Below are 14,407 nucleotides of genomic sequence, written 5' to 3'. Positions count from 1 at the left end.
CCGGTGCCGTCCGTTCGAGTGAGAACGGCGGCCCGGGGCCGTGTGCTGTCCGGCCTCCCCGCCAGGGCTGCCTAGCGTTCCAGTGACCGATCGGCCCTGCCGTCGTTCCGCCCAACGGGGGACGAGGCACGGGAAAACGGATCAGAACCGAGGTGTACGCCCATGGAGGCCCCGCCGGACAACGACGTGCTGTGGGCACGCGCTCTGCACTTCAGGCACCAGGACGGCTCGCCCGGCCTGGCCGGCGTCTCGCTCGGCGTACGCGAGGGCGAGATCCTGGCCGTCGGCGGCCCCCGCGGCAGCGGCAAGACCACCCTCCTGCGGTGCCTGTCCGGCCTCGCCCCGGTCCAGGACGGCGAGGTGTGGTTCAACAGCACGCCCGTGCACACGATGGGGCCGGTGGCCCGGGAGCGGCTGCGCCGCGACCGGTTCGGCTGGATCGACCCGGCCCCCGTGCTCGTACCGGAGCTGAACGTCTGGGAGAACGCCGCCCTGCCGCTGATGCTGCGCGGCGTCGGCCGCCGCCGGGCCAAGGTGGCCGCGCAGGAGTGGCTGGAGCGCCTCGACGTCGGCGAACTGGCCCGCAAGCGTCCGCACGGGCTCCAGCAGGCCGAGCGCCAGCGCGTCTGCATCGCCCGCGCGCTCGCCACGGGCCCCACGGTCCTCTTCGCCGACGAGCCGACCGCCCCGCTGCACCGCGCCGACCGCGCCCACGTGTTGCGCACCCTCACCACGGCGGCCCGCTCGCACGGCATCACCGTCGTGCTGGCCACGCACGACCCCGAGACCGCCGCCCTCGCCGACCGCACCGTCTCGCTGCGGGACGGACGGTGCGTGAAGACCGTGCACCTGCCGGAGGCCGCCGACGCGGAGGGCCGGGCCGCGTGCTCGCTCTCCGCCTGACCCGCGCGGCCCGGCCCGCCGTCCAGCTGCGCCGCCTGCTGGTGGCCGCCGCCTCGGGCGGCACCGGCTTCCTGCTGCTCGGCACCCTGGGCTACGCCCTCGGCCACCCCGAGACTCCGGGCACGGCCCTGCCGCGGCTGGCCTGGTGCGTGGTGCCGCTCGCCGCCACCGTGCACCTCGCGCTCGCGGTGGCCCGCACGGACCCCGGCACCCGGCCCCGCCCGGGCCTGTCGGCCGTCGGGCTCGGCCCGGCCCGTCTGATGGCGGTCTCCGCCCTGACCACGGCGGTGTCCACCGCACTGGGCTCGCTGCTCGCGCTGGTGGCCTTCCTGCACCTGCGCGGCGACCTGAAGGGCCTGCCCTTCGACGGCGCGGCGGCCGGCTTCCTGGCCGCCGGCCGACCCCTGCCGCTCCCCGGCGCCCTCATCCTGCTGGCCCTGGTCCCGGCGCTCGCCTGCGCGACGGTGGCCCTCGCCCTGAGGCCGCGCGACCCGCGCCCGGCCCGCCGGGACGCGCGCACCTTCGGTCGCTTCGGCGCGTACGGCCACACGGCCGGCAAGGAGACGTTCGGGGCGTACGGCAGGTTCGGGACACGGCTGCGCGCCCCCGCGCGGCGAGCGGAGAGCGACCGGACCACCGGCGACGCGGCCGCCGGCCCGAGCGGGGCGGACGGCGCGGACGGCAGGGACGGCACGGGTGGCGCGGAGGGTGCCCGGGCCGGCGGCGCCCCTGTGGGCCGTGCGGAGACCGGAACCGCCGCGGGAACCGGAGCGGCCGACGCCCCGGAGGCCCACCCGGACGGGGCAGGTGCCCCCGCTCCTCCCCCGGCGCCGCGCACCGCGCCTGCCGGTCTGCCCTGGGGCGTCGCGACCGTCGCCGCGGGCCTCACCGTGCAGGCGTACGCGGGCCGTACCGTCCCCGCGCTCGTCCACCTGCCCTCCGACGCCGTCGCCGTGCTGGCCGGCTGGGCCCTCACCGCCTTCGGGCTCGTCCTCGCCGGGCCCGGCCTGACCCACCTGTGCGGGCGCCTGCTGCAGTCCGCGCGCCCGGGGGCCCTGCGGCTGCTGGCCGGCCGTGGGCTCATGGCGGAGGCCACCCGGATCGGCCGCCCGCTCGGCGTGCTCTGCGCGGTCACCTCGGCCGCCTACGCCCTGACCGCCCTGTCCCACGGCCCGGCCACCGCCTTCGGCCCGCTGACCACGCTCGGCGCGCTCGTGGTCACCGGATGCACGGTGGCGACGCTGCTGACGGCGGCCGTCGAGGCCCGCCAGTGCCGCGCCGAGACCACCGCCGCCCTGCTGCGCCTGGGCGCCCCGGCCACGATGCTGCGCGGGGCCGCCCTGCTGCGCGCGGCCGCGCTGCTCGTCCTCTTCGGACCGCTCACCGTGGCCGTCGCCGATCTGGCGGCGCTTCCGTCGGCCCGCTGAGGCCCCCGGGTACTTTCCGCCGAGCGCCCGGAAGAAAGTCGCCGGCGCGGCGATGAGTTTCCCGCCGGGCCGGTGTCTACCCACCCGAACGACACGGACGGCACCACCGGAGGGAACCCCATGTACCAGCAGATGATCTTCGTGAACCTGGCCACCGACGACGTCGAGACGTCGAAGAAGTTCTTCACCGAACTCGGCTACGCGATCAACCCGCAGTTCTCCAGCGACGAGTGCGCCTGCGTGGCCATCAGCGACACGATCATCGCGATGCTGCTCAGCAAGCAGCACTACGCCACGTTCACGAAGAAGGAGATCGCCGACTCGACCCGCACCAGCGAGGTGCTGATCTGCCTGAGCGCGGAGAGCCGCGAGAAGGTGGACGAGCTGGTCGAGAAGGCGGTCGCGGCGGGCGGCTCGGCCGGCGACAAGACCCAGGACCTCGGCTTCATGTACGGCCGCTCCTTCGACGACCTCGACGGCCACACCTGGGAGGTCGTCTGGATGGACCCGGCCGCCGTGCAGGGCTGAGCGCGTCCCGTTCGACCCGGGGTGCCTAGCATGGGCGGGTGCATCCGACACCCGCCCAGCCGCACCGAGCCGCCCACGACCGCGAGATAGAAACGCTCGCCGAGTTCGACGAGGCGGTCGCCACGCACGGCTCACTGGCCCGGTTCCGGGTCCAGGCCGTCGATCTGACGGCCCGTACCGAGACCCTGCTCACCGTCGACACCACGGGCGCCGTCTTCCTCGGCTGCCCGATGGAGCCCGAGGCGGCCTCCCGCGTCGGCGCGTCCGGGGCCCTGGTGTTCCCGCCCGTCCCGGGGCTCCCCTTCGACCCGTACCGCGGATTCGCCTACACACCCGACGAGTTGTTCGACTCGCTCGGCGCGGGCTACGAGGCGACCCCGGACGCCCGGGCCTACGCCTGGTTCCAGCGCACCAGGAGCGACGGCGACATCTTCGCCTCGATGCTGCGCGCGATCCACGACGACGCCGTCTCCGACGCCCTGGACGAACTCCTGGACGGCGCACGGGTGGTGGGTGTCATGGGCGGGCACGCGATGGCCCGCGGCACCATGGAGTACGCAGGAGCCGCCCGTCTCGGACGGCAGTTGACGCGCGCGGGTTTCACGGTCGCCACCGGCGGCGGACCGGGCGCGATGGAGGCGGCCAACCTCGGCGCGTACGCGGCGCCGTTCGCGGACGGCATGCTGGAGGAGGCGTTGCTGGTCCTCGCCAAGTCCCCCTCGTTCCGGCCCTCCGTCACCGACTGGGCGCGAGCCGCCTTCGAGGTGCGCGAACGCTGGCCCGGCGGCGGGGAGTCGGTGGGCATCCCCACCTGGTTCTACGGCCACGAGCCGCCGAACGCCTTCGCCGCGCACATCGGCAAGTACTTCGCCAACTCCGTGCGCGAGGACGGCCTGCTGGCCCGGTCGGGTGCCGGAGTGGTGTTCCTGCCGGGTGCCGCCGGCACCGTACAGGAGATCTTCGACAACGCGACTCCCAACTACTACGAGTCGCGGGGCGAGCCCACGCCCATGGTGCTGGTGGACGAGGGTCACTGGACGCGGGAGTTGCCGGCCTGGCCGCTGCTGCGGTCACTTGCGGCGGGACGGGCGATGGAATCCCGTATCGCCCTCGTTGACCGGATCGAGCAGGCCCCCGAGGCGTTGAAACGTCTCTGCGGGTAATAAGCAGGTAAAGTCAACGGTGGCTGCGGGCATATGCATTGACACCTCTTATGGAGCGCTTATAAACCTGTGAGACTCCAGGGGGCGTTGGGGCCTCGCCTCGACCGGGTGTCTCAACTCCCTCGAAACCCCCCGCAGTTCTGCACTCTGTAAAGGACAAACGTTGTCCATAACCCGCCGCAGTGCACGCCGTTCCGTGCGCATCCTGGGTGTTGCCTCCGCCACCGCCGCTCTCGCCCTCGGCGTCGCCGGCCAGGCGCTCGCGTGCAACATCAGCGAGTTCAAGGCCGAAGCCAAGTGCGACGGCGACAAGGGCGTCATCGTCGTGACCGACTACGACGCCTCCGCGACCCCCGCCGAGATCACCGTGTTCCTGGAGAACAACGGTGCCGACGCGAAGCAGGTCGGCGAGCCGCAGAAGGTCAAGGGCTCCGCCGACGGCACCACGGTCACCTTCCAGGAGGCCTGGAAGCCGAACGCCACCTACCGCGTCCACGTCAAGGCCGGCCGTGTCGACAACGACATCACGCCGAACCTGGTGACGCAGTCCACGGCCTGCAAGAAGGAGGAGTCCTCGACTCCGACCGCGCCGGCCTCCCCGTCGCCGAAGCCGAAGCCGTCGAAGTCCACCCCGGCCTCGACGCCGACCCCGTCGGCCTCCGAGAGCACCAGCTCCGCCCCGGCGGCCCCGGCCAGCAACGCGCCGTCGCCGGCGACCGGTGACTCGAACCTGGCCGAGACCGGTGCCAACTCCAACACCGGCCTGATCGCCGGTGTCGCGGGCGCCCTGGTCGTCGTCGGCGGTGGCGCGGTCTACTTCGGCATGCGCCGCCGTGGAGCCAAGGCCGGCAGCTGACGCTCCGCCTCACGACACGACCGCTCCTTCAGGGCCGCGGCCCGTCCCCGTATACCCGGGGGACGGGCCGCGGTCGTGTGTCCGGGGGGACGGGCGGCGGACGGCAACCGGTGAGGCAGCGGACGCCGGCGGGCAGGCAACCGGCGGGTGGCTGGTGGGGCGGCGGACGGCGTGCAGCCGGCGCGGAGCGCGGCGGACGGAGCACAGCGGGCGGAGCGCGGTCGACTGACGGCAGGCGATGGCCGGCTGGCAGGCGACCGGCGGGGCAGCGAACAACTGGCGCGCGGCCGGCAGACGGCAGACGGCAGACGGCAGACGGCAGACGGCAGACGGTCAAGGTACCGCGGACGACAGGCAGGCAGCCCGCGGGCGGCCGACGCCCGGCGGACAGCCGGAGACCGGTGGTCGAGGAGCGCGCGGGCGGTGCGCGGCCGGCTGTCGGCGGGCGGCGCACGACCCGCAGGCAGGTGGCCGGCGGACGACGGGCCGCGCACGCCCGGGGGCCGGCCCGCGGACGGCGGATGGCCCGCAGGCCGGCGGCGCCCGTCGCGCGGATCAGCCGAACGAGGAGCGCTCCAGCCAGAACTCCAGTACCTCGCGCTCGCCCAGCACCTCGAGGCCGGGGGCGTCCAGCGGCAGACGCCGGTAGAAGGCGAGCAGCAGCGGGGTGAGCGCGCCGCGCAGGGCGACCGTGGCCTTCTCGTGCCCGCGCCGCCAGGCGACACCGTTCTCGCCCAGCTCGATGAGCCATTCGGCGTTCAGGTCCGGCTCGGTGTCGGTGGCGTGCAGATGGATGGTGCGGCCCGGGCCGCGCAGTTCGGCCGCCGACGGGTCGGACGCGGTGCGCTGCACCCACTCCACGACCTGGAGCCACTCGTCGAGCGCGTCGGCGGCGATGTCCGGCGCGACCGCGTAGGGCAGCCCGGCGGCGAGCGTGGCGTCGGCGCGGTGCACGGTGATCTCGTGGGCCATGCGCCGCGCCCAGAAGCCGGAGGTCGGGATGCCGGCCCAGCTCCACACCTCGGTGTCGGGACCGGCCTCGCGCAGGGCCTCCACGACCAGGTCGCCGGTCTCGCCCAGCCACGCGGCCAGCGCGGCCGCGTCACCCCGCTCCTCCGGGCCCCCGCACCGCGGGATCCGGTCGAACGGGATGTCCGCCTGCGCCCGCTCGCGCACCAGGGCGTTCACCCAGCGCAGCGCACCCCCCATATGACGCACGAGGTCTTCGAGCGACCAGTCCGGACAGGTCGGCACGATGGCGGCGAGGTCCGTGCCGGAGACCACGACCGTTCTCAACTCGGTTACCTGGTGGGCGATTTCGTCGCAGTATCGGTCATGTGCGAGCAAGGTCATGCGCCTCACCCTAGGCCGCGGTGATCATCCGAGCACGACGATTTCGGCCACGTCGAACTGCGCACCCACCGCGTCCCCCACCGCCGGAGCGTCCCGCAGCGCGCAGGCCGCCTCCAGGCGCGGGCCGCCGTCGCGGGGCTGGAGACGTACGGCCACGTGGGTGCCCCTGAAGGTGCGGGCGGCCACCGTGCAGGCCAGCCCCTCGTCGGCCGCCACGAGCCGTACCCCGGCGGGCCGTACGAGCAGATGCCGGGCGCCCTCGGCGGAGCCGTCGGGCACGGGCAGCTTGCCCCAGGGGGTGACGGCGGCCGTGTCCGCGACCGTCGCCGGGACCACGTTGTCGAAGCCGAGGAAACGGGCCACGAACGCGTCCGCCGGGCGCTGCCAGACCTCCAGCGGTGTCCCGGACTGGGCGATCCGGCCGTCCCGCATCACCACGACCCGGTCGGCCAGCGCGAACGCCTCGCCCTGGTCGTGCGTGACGGCCAGCACGGTCGTGCCCAACCGGCCGAACAGCTCGCGGAGTTCGACCACCAGCCGCTCCCGCAGCGAGCGGTCGAGCTGGCCGAGGGGTTCGTCCAGCATGAGCAGCCGGGGGCGGGGCGCGAGCGCCCGGGCGAGGGCCACGCGCTGCTGCTCGCCCCCGGACAGCGCGGTCACCGCCCGCCGAGCCGCCCCCGGAAGCCCGACCAGGTCCAGCAACTGCCCGACCTCGGCCTCCCGTTCGCCCTTCGCCACACCGTGCATCCGCAGCCCGAAGGCCACGTTGCCGCCGACGTCCCGCTGCGGGAAGAGCTGGTGGTCCTGGAACATCAGCCCGACCCCCCGGCGGTGCGCGGGCACGCCCGACTGGTCCCGGCCGTCGAGCAGCACCCGTCCGCCGTCCAGGGGCTGCAGCCCGGCCACCGCCCGTAGCAGGGTCGACTTGCCGCTGCCGCTGGGTCCGAGCACGCACACCACCTCGTGCTCGGCGACGCCGAGGTCGACCGCGTCCAGCGCGGGCCGCCCGCCGAAGCGCACGGTCGCGGCGTCGAGGCTCAGCAGCATCAGAACTCCCCCGTCCGGTCGGTGCGCAGCCGTTCCAGGACCAGCAGCGCGGCCGCACACACCACCATCAGAATCGTGGACAGGGCCATCGCCTGCCCGTAGTTGAGGTCGCCGGGGCGGCTCAGCAGCCGGGCGACGGCGACCGGTAGGGTCGGGTTGTCGGGCCGGGCGATGAACACGGTCGCCCCGAACTCGCCCAGCGACACGGCGAACGCGAACCCGGCCGCGACCAGCAGCGCCCGCCGCACCAGCGGCAGGTCGACCTCCCGCCACACCCGCCAGGGCGAGGCGCCGAGCACGGCTGCCGCCTCCCTGAGCCGCCCGTCCACGGCGCGCAGCACGGGCAGCATGGTCCGTACGACGAACGGGGCGCCGACCAGCGCCTGGGCGAGCGGCACCAGGATCCACGACTGGCGCAGGTCCAGCGGCGGCTTGTCGAGCGCGATCAGGAAACCGAAGCCGACGGTCACGGCGGAGACGCCGAGCGGCAGCATCAGCAGCGCGTCGAAGCCCCGTACCAGCCGCCCCGCGTCCCGGCGGGTCAGCGCGGCGGCGGCGAGAGCGCCGACGAGCACGGCGATGGCGGTGGCGGCCGCCGCGTACTGGAGCGAGGTCCACACGGCGTGCAGCGGTGCCACGAGGAAGGTGCCGCCGTCGGAGTCGGTCAGCGCCCGGTAGTAGCCGAGGCCGGGCGCGTCGAGGGAGCGCCGGACCAGCACGGCGAGCGGCAGCAGGATGAGAAGGACGACGGTGGTGAGGACCCCGGAGAGCAGCGCCCACTGTCCGCCGCCGCGCGGCCGGCGGGCGGTCGAGGCCGCGTCCACCAGGCGCAGCGCGGTCTCCCGGCGCCGTACCGTCCAGGCGTGCACGACGAGGATCGCGCCGACCGCGACGAACTGGACGAGGGTGAGGACGGCGGCCGTCGACAGGTCGAAGACCTCGGAGGTCTGCCGGTAGATCTCCACTTCGAGGGTGGAGAAGGTGGGGCCGCCGAGGATCTGCACGACGCCGAAGGAGGTGAAGGTGAACAGGAACACCATCAGCGCGGCGGCGGCCACGGCGGGCCCGAGCGCGGGCAGGGTGACCTTCCGCCAGGCGCGCAGGGGTGAGGCCCCGAGCATCCGGGCCGCCTGTTCCTGCCGCGGGTCGAGCTGGGCCCAGAGCCCGCCCACCGTGCGGACGACGACCGCGTAGTTGAAGAAGACGTGCGCCAGCAGGATCGCCCACACCGTGGTGTCGAGGCGTACGCCCCACAGCTCGTCGAGCAGCCCGCCGCGCCCGACGAGGGCGAGGAAGGCGGTGCCGACGACGACGGTCGGCAGGACGAACGGGACGGTGACGACCGCCCGCAGCAGCTGTCTGCCGGGGAAGTCGAGGCGGGCGAAGACGTAGGCGGCGGGCAGCGCGAGCAGCAGGGTGAGCGCGGTGGAGGCCAGGGCCTGCCAGGTGGTGAACCACAGGACGTGCCGGATGTCCGGCTGGGTGACGACGTCCGTCATCCGGCCGAACTGCCAGACGCCGTCCACCTTCAGTCCGCGCGCGACGATCGCGGCCACCGGCCAGGCGAAGAACACCGCGAAGAACGCGACGGGCAGGGCCATCAGGCCGAGCCGCGCCGCGCTCCTGGTACGGCCGCGGGGGGCTACTTCAGTACGAGTGAGGTCCACGACTTGACCCACTGGTCACGGTTGGCGGCGATCTTCCCGGGGGCCAGGGTCTCCGGGTTCTTGGCGACCGGGCCGTACTCGGTGAACTCGGCGGGTACGGCCGCGCCCTTCACCACCGGGTACACGAACATCTTCAGCGGCATGTCCTGCTGGAACTCCTTGGACAGCAGGAAGTCGACGAGCGCCTTGCCGCCCTTGGTGTTGTGCGCGTTGCTCAGCAGTCCGGCGAACTCGATCTGCCGGAAGCAGGTGCCGCCCGCCACGCCGGTCGGTGCGGTGCTGGGGCGCTTCTTGGCGTAGATCACCTCGGCGGGCGGCGAGGAGGCGTAGGACACGACGAGCGGTCGGTCGCCGCCGGCCTTCCTGCCCTCGGACGAGCCGGAGAACTCCTGGTAGTAGGCCTGCTCCCAGCCGTCGACGACTTTGACGCCGTTGGCCTTGAGCTTCTTCCAGTAGTCCGGCCAGCCCTGGTCGCCGTAGCTCGCGGCGCTGCCGAGCAGGAAGCCGAGGCCGGGCGAGGAGGTGGCGGCGTTCTCGGTGACGAGGAGGTTCTTGTACGCGGGCTTGGCCAGGTCGGCGAAGGTCTGCGGCGGCTGCAGACGGTGCTTTTCGAAGTACGCCTTGTCGTAGTTGACGCAGATGTCGCCGAAGTCGATCGGGGTGACGCGGTGCTTGGCCTTGTCGAGCTGGTACTGCGTGCCGACGGTGCCGAGCCCCTTGGCTTCGTAGGGCTGGAAGAGGCCGTTGTCGAGGGCCCGGGACAGCAGGGTGTTGTCGACTCCGAAGAAGACGTCGCCCTGCGGGTTGTCCTTGGTCAGGATCGCCTTGTTGACGGCCTGGCCGGCGTCGCCGTTCGGGAGGACCCGGACCTTGTACCCGGACCGCTTCTCGAAGTCCTTGAGCACGTTCTTGGAGACGGCCCACGAGTCGTGGCTGACCAGGGTCACGGTCCTGGAGTCCGTGGACCCCTTGGCGTCCGTCGACCCGCAGCCGGTGAGCGCGGACATGGCGACCAGGCCGAGCCCGACCGCCGCGGCCACGAAGGTCTTGTGGTGCACTGGTTGTCCTCCTGGGGGTTGGCCAGGAAGAGACGCGGCCCTGCCCGGGCTCCGCGGGGGAGCACGGGCAGGGCGCAACAGCTTGAGTGGTGACCGAACTTCCTACCCAGAATGACCTGGGCGAGGTTCAGAGGGTCTGCGGCCCGGTTGCCGCACTCTCAGCGCTGTGGCGCTCCCCTGTCGGAATATGAAGATGTACTGACCGGGTCAGGTTACCGCTCGGTGGCGGCGAGCTGACCACAGGCACCGTCGATCTCCTGGCCACGGGTGTCCCGGACGGTGACCGGCACCCCGTGTGCCGCGATGGCCTCGACGAAGGCCTTCTCGTCCTCGGGCCGCGAGGCGGTCCACTTCGACCCGGGCGTCGGGTTCAGCGGAATGAGGTTGACGTGCACCGGCCTGCCCTTGAGCAGCCGGCCCAGCCGGTCGCCCCGCCAGGCCTGGTCGTTGATGTCGCGGATCAGGGCGTACTCGATGGAGAGCCGGCGCCCGGACTTCTCCACGTACTCGAACCCGGCGTCGAGCACCTCGCGCACCTTCCACCGCGTGTTCACGGGGACGAGGGTGTCGCGAAGCTCGTCGTCGGGAGCGTGCAGGGAGATCGCGAGCCGGCACTTGAGGCCCTCGTCGGCGAACCGGTGGATGGCCGGCACGAGCCCGACCGTCGACACGGTGATCCCGCGCTGCGAGAGGCCGAGCCCGTCGGGCGCGGGGTCGGTGAGGGCCCGGATGGCCGTCACGACGCGCTTGTAGTTGGCGAGCGGCTCGCCCATCCCCATGAAGACGATGTTGGAGAGGCGCGCGGGCCCACCGGGCACCTCGCCGTCGCGCAGCGCGCGCATGCCATCGACGATCTGGTGCACGATCTCGGCGGTCGACAGGTTGCGGTCGAGCCCCGCCTGTCCGGTCGCGCAGAACGGGCAGTTCATCCCGCACCCGGCCTGCGAGCTGATGCACATCGTGACCCGGTCCGGGTAGCGCATCAGCACGGACTCGACCAGCGTCCCGTCGAACAGCCGCCACAGCGTCTTGCGGGTCGTCCCCTGGTCGGTCGACAGATGCCGCACGACGGTCATCAGCTCGGGGAACAGCGCTTCCTGCAGCTTGCCGCGCGCCCCGGCGGGGATGTCGGTCCACTGCTCCGGGTCGTGCGCGTACCGCGCGAAGTAGTGCTGTGACAGCTGCTTGGCACGGAACGGCTTCTCACCGATCTCGGCCACGACGTCCTTGCGCTCGGCAGGCGAGAGATCGGCAAGGTGCCGCGGCGGCTTCTTGGCTCCGCGCGGCGCGACAAAGGTGAGTTCTCCGGGAATAGGCATGGCTCTATCAGTGTCGCAGATCATCTGTCGGGCGGCCTGAGCCGGGGGCGAGGACGGCCAGCAAGAGGCATAGCCTCTGCTGCACTCCGCTGCTGTACGCACCTCAGAGGTCCATTCGCGATCACGTGAATGGACCTCTGCTCTGTTCTGACAGGGAGTGGTCGGGAACGGACACGCCGAGTGTTCGGCTGGGTTTGAGGCGGGCTGATGGTCTAGGCCGGTTGCTGAGGTTCCTGTCTCTGGTTGCCGCAGAGTCGCAGCTTTACGGCGCTGGCGAGGTTGTTGCGGCTGGCCACGGTGTCGGGGTGGGCGTCGCCCAGGACCTGCTCACGCTGGGTGAGGGCGGCTTGGTACAGGGGGATGGCGCGGTCGAGGTGCCCCGCGTCCTGGTAGGCGAGGGCGAGGTTGTTGCGGCTGGTCAGCGTGTGGGGGTGGGTGTCGCCGAGAATCCGTTCGCGTTCGGCGAGGGTGGTCTGGAGCAGGGGGATGGCGCGGTCGAGGTGCCCTGCGTCCTGGTAGGCGAGGGCGAGGTTGTTGCGGCTGGTCAGCGCATGGGGATGGGTGTCGCCGAGAATCCGTTCGCGTTCGGCGAGGGTGGTCTGGAGCAGGGGGATGGCGCGGTCGAGGTCTCCTGCGTCCTGGTAGGCGAGGGCAAGGTCGTTGCGGCTGGCCAGCGCATGGGGATGGGTGTCGCCGAGAATCCGTTCGCGTTCGGCGAGGGTGGTCTGGAGCAGGGGGATGGCGCGGTCGAGGTCTCCTGAGTCCTGGTAGGCGAGGGCAAGGTCGTTGCGGCTGGCCAGCGCATGGGGATGGGCGTTACCGAGAGAGTGCTCACGTTGGGCGAGGACGATCTGTAAGAGAGGGATGGCGCGGTCGAGGTCTCCTGCGTCCTGGTAGGCGAGGGCAAGGTTGTTGCGACTGGTCAGCACGTCGGGATGGGCGTTACCGAGGGAGTGCTCGCGTTCGGCGAGGGTGGTCTGGAGCAGGGGGATGGCACGGTCGAGGTCTCCTGCGTCCTGGTAGGCGAGGGCAAGGTCGTTGCGACTGGTCAGGGTGTCGGAGGCAGCGTCGCCTAGGGTCCGCTCGCGTTGGGCGAGGGTGGTTTGGAGCAGGGGGATGGCGCGGTCGAGGTCTCCTGCGTCCTGGTAGGCGAGGGCGAGGTCGTTGCGACTGGTCAGAGTGTGGGGGTGGGTGTCGCCGAGGGACTGCTTGCGCTGGGCGACGATGGTCAGCAGTAAGGGGATGGCGCGAGCAGTGTGACTCTGCTGGTGGAGACGGTGAGCAGCGATGCTGTATGCGTTGACGAGCGGGATGGCGGCGGGGTGTCCCGCCGGAGTGGTGGCGGCGAGGGCGACCAGGTGCGGTGTGAGAGAGTCCCACCTGATCTCATCCGCTGTTTCTTGGCTTGTCGGCGAGGAAAGGGCGCGTAGGAGAGCGCGTTCCGCTTGAGCGCGTCCTCGCGGGAGGCGGCGTCTCCACGCCTTGGACCACCAGTGGCGCGGGGTTGCTGTCCGCAGGACGGTCTGGACCAGGCGGTGGAGGGTGACGGTGGTACCGCTATCAGTGACCATGCTGTAAGCGGCTAGGGTCCCAATTGCCTTAGCGATTTGGTGTGGTGGGCTGTCGGACGGGGTGAGCAGAGAGTGCGGGATGTTCTCTGGCGCCAGCCACGCAGCCACTTCGAGCAGGCTCACTGCGAGTGGATCGGCCTTCCTCAAGGCGTCTAGGGTGACGTGCCAGACGCGGGCGACGGTGCGTTCGGCATCGATGCCGTCCGCGGCCTCCCGCATGTTCGTCTGCAGCCGGCGACGGTAGGCGTCGATGGAGATACCGCGATTTTGGCAGAGGTAGGCTCCCGCTTGTTTCAACGCCAACGGCAGGAAACCCAGCTCAGCAGCGAGCACAGCTGCATCGGCCCGCTCCCGCGCTGTCGTACTCCCGCCCTTAAACGCGAGTCGGCACAACAGGTTGGTGGCATCATCAGCGCCGAGTATGCCCAGCGCCAGGGTGGGCGCATGGTCAGGCCATCCCGTGGTGCGGCGGCTGGTGGCCAGATGATGCCCGCCGTGCAAGGCGCCTGTGTACGGGGATAGGTCCCGCGGATTCTCGACGTTGTCGTACACCAACAGCCAGCCTGGGTGCCAGGTAAGCCACTGCAACGCCCACGCCACCCGCGACGCTGACTCTGCGCCAGCTGCCCAGCCAGGCACTAATCGCTCGGCGAGTGTGGCCAAGGACTGCTCGATGGAGTTTGGGGACATTGCGTCGATCCACCACACAAGTGAATAGTCACCGAGGTGAATGTGGTGGTGGGCGTAGTGCAGGGCGAGCGCTGTCTTACCGACTCCGCCCAGGCCGTGCACTGCACCGCTTTGTGTGATCGAGCCCTCACCTTGGCTCGTCAACATCCGCCGCAGCTCGGCCAGCTCCTCCGTACGTCCCAGACACAACCCCCCTTCCGGAAGGTTGGATGTCCCAGGCGCAGCCTCCGTCTTCTTCGGCGCGTCCGGGGACTCTGACGGCAACACATCCCCGGTAATCGCGATACCGATGTGCTGGGCGGCGATCGACCCCTTCCCCCTTGCATCAAACGAGCTTCCTCGCGAGGACTGGGGCTCGTTTCCGCTCATAGGCGCGGCGTGTGGCCGTCCCCGGTGATCGCAGTCCCGATGTGCAGGGTGGCGATCGACTTTTCACCGGACGTTGAGATGGTCACCGAGCCCGCCGCCGGTACGGGCGCCAGAGTGGCCAATTGCTCAGACGACTCGGGATAATTCCGCAGCGCCTGCTTCAGGACCGCCCGGAGCGCTGCCGCTGTGTCCAGGCCCTCCGGATCGCCGGCTTGTTCGCGCACCGCGCGCTCCAGCTCAGCCCGCCCAGCCTCGTCCACGCGACGCCACACGGCCTGCACAATGCGCTGCCCCATCCTTGCCGTCCCCCGTCTCACACAGGCTTTCCCCGGAGCGCGCCCCGAGCATCCGTGCGCCCCAGAGTAGGGACATGTCGCTCAACACGAGTCAGATTTGGCGCACTTCGGGGTGCGCCCGGGTGCACGCAGACGTCGACTCATAGGCGAGTCAAGGGCA

At 71.7% G+C, this 14,407-nt stretch carries 12 protein-coding genes, 1 pseudogene and 1 riboswitch; of the genes and pseudogenes, 5 read left to right on the top strand and 8 right to left on the bottom strand.

Going from position 1 to position 14,407, the window contains the following annotated elements; translation table 11 throughout:
• Positions 1-162: 162 nt before the first annotated feature.
• The 5 genes from B446_RS26615 to B446_RS26595 all read left to right on the top strand — a co-directional run bounded on the left by B446_RS26615 (position 163) and on the right by B446_RS26595 (position 4,877).
• A complete protein-coding gene (locus B446_RS26615; RefSeq protein ID WP_020942524.1) occupies positions 163-903 on the top strand; it encodes an ABC transporter ATP-binding protein in 741 nt (246 codons plus the stop codon).
• A complete protein-coding gene (locus tag B446_RS26610) occupies positions 885-2,330 on the top strand; it encodes a hypothetical protein (RefSeq protein ID WP_020942523.1) in 1,446 nt (481 codons plus the stop codon). Before B446_RS26615 ends, B446_RS26610 begins: the two co-directional genes overlap by 19 nt.
• A gap of 120 nt (positions 2,331-2,450) precedes the next feature.
• Positions 2,451-2,858, top strand: a complete 408-nt coding sequence (locus B446_RS26605) for a VOC family protein (RefSeq protein WP_020942522.1) — start codon at positions 2,451-2,453, stop codon at positions 2,856-2,858.
• Positions 2,859-2,896: 38 nt separating this feature from the next.
• The gene (locus tag B446_RS26600) at positions 2,897-4,021 is read left to right on the top strand and encodes an LOG family protein (RefSeq protein ID WP_020942521.1); all 1,125 of its coding nucleotides are present in this window, start codon (positions 2,897-2,899) and stop codon (positions 4,019-4,021) included.
• A gap of 163 nt (positions 4,022-4,184) precedes the next feature.
• Positions 4,185-4,877 (top strand): LAETG motif-containing sortase-dependent surface protein, encoded by a 693-nt coding sequence (locus B446_RS26595; protein WP_043476502.1) that lies wholly within the window; start codon positions 4,185-4,187, stop codon positions 4,875-4,877.
• A 555-nt stretch (positions 4,878-5,432) separates the two neighbouring features.
• Here the strand turns inward: B446_RS26595 and B446_RS26590 are convergent.
• From B446_RS26590 to B446_RS26560, 8 genes and pseudogenes are all read right to left on the bottom strand, one after another.
• Positions 5,433-6,230, bottom strand: a complete 798-nt coding sequence (locus B446_RS26590) for a maleylpyruvate isomerase family mycothiol-dependent enzyme (RefSeq protein WP_043476500.1) — start codon at positions 6,228-6,230, stop codon at positions 5,433-5,435.
• Positions 6,231-6,254: 24 nt separating this feature from the next.
• Positions 6,255-7,277, bottom strand: a complete 1,023-nt coding sequence (locus B446_RS26585; RefSeq protein WP_020942518.1) for an ABC transporter ATP-binding protein — start codon at positions 7,275-7,277, stop codon at positions 6,255-6,257.
• A complete protein-coding gene (locus B446_RS26580; protein ID WP_020942517.1) occupies positions 7,277-8,878 on the bottom strand; it encodes an ABC transporter permease in 1,602 nt (533 codons plus the stop codon). Before B446_RS26580 ends, B446_RS26585 begins: the two co-directional genes overlap by 1 nt.
• Positions 8,879-8,919: 41 nt before the next feature.
• Positions 8,920-10,002, bottom strand: a complete 1,083-nt coding sequence (locus B446_RS26575; protein WP_020942516.1) for a thiamine ABC transporter substrate-binding protein — start codon at positions 10,000-10,002, stop codon at positions 8,920-8,922.
• Between the two features lie 81 nt (positions 10,003-10,083).
• Positions 10,084-10,191, bottom strand: a riboswitch (TPP riboswitch).
• A 23-nt stretch (positions 10,192-10,214) separates the two neighbouring features.
• A complete protein-coding gene (rlmN, locus tag B446_RS26570) occupies positions 10,215-11,321 on the bottom strand; it encodes a 23S rRNA (adenine(2503)-C(2))-methyltransferase RlmN (protein ID WP_020942515.1) in 1,107 nt (368 codons plus the stop codon).
• Between the two features lie 212 nt (positions 11,322-11,533).
• Positions 11,534-12,892 (bottom strand): tetratricopeptide repeat protein, encoded by a 1,359-nt coding sequence (locus B446_RS39290; RefSeq protein ID WP_158506778.1) that lies wholly within the window; start codon positions 12,890-12,892, stop codon positions 11,534-11,536.
• Between the two features lie 279 nt (positions 12,893-13,171).
• Positions 13,172-13,729 (bottom strand): annotated as a pseudogene (locus B446_RS40980) (NB-ARC domain-containing protein); the annotation flags it as partial.
• Positions 13,730-13,947: 218 nt separating this feature from the next.
• Entirely contained in the window at positions 13,948-14,247 is a 300-nt protein-coding gene (locus B446_RS26560; protein WP_020942513.1) for a hypothetical protein, read from the bottom strand.
• Positions 14,248-14,407: the final 160 nt, after the last annotated feature.

The organism is Streptomyces collinus Tu 365 (assembly GCF_000444875.1).
Lineage (GTDB): Bacteria > Actinomycetota > Actinomycetes > Streptomycetales > Streptomycetaceae > Streptomyces > Streptomyces collinus_A.
Note: the sequence above shows the minus strand (reverse complement) of the source record. Positions and strands in the feature narration are given on the sequence as shown.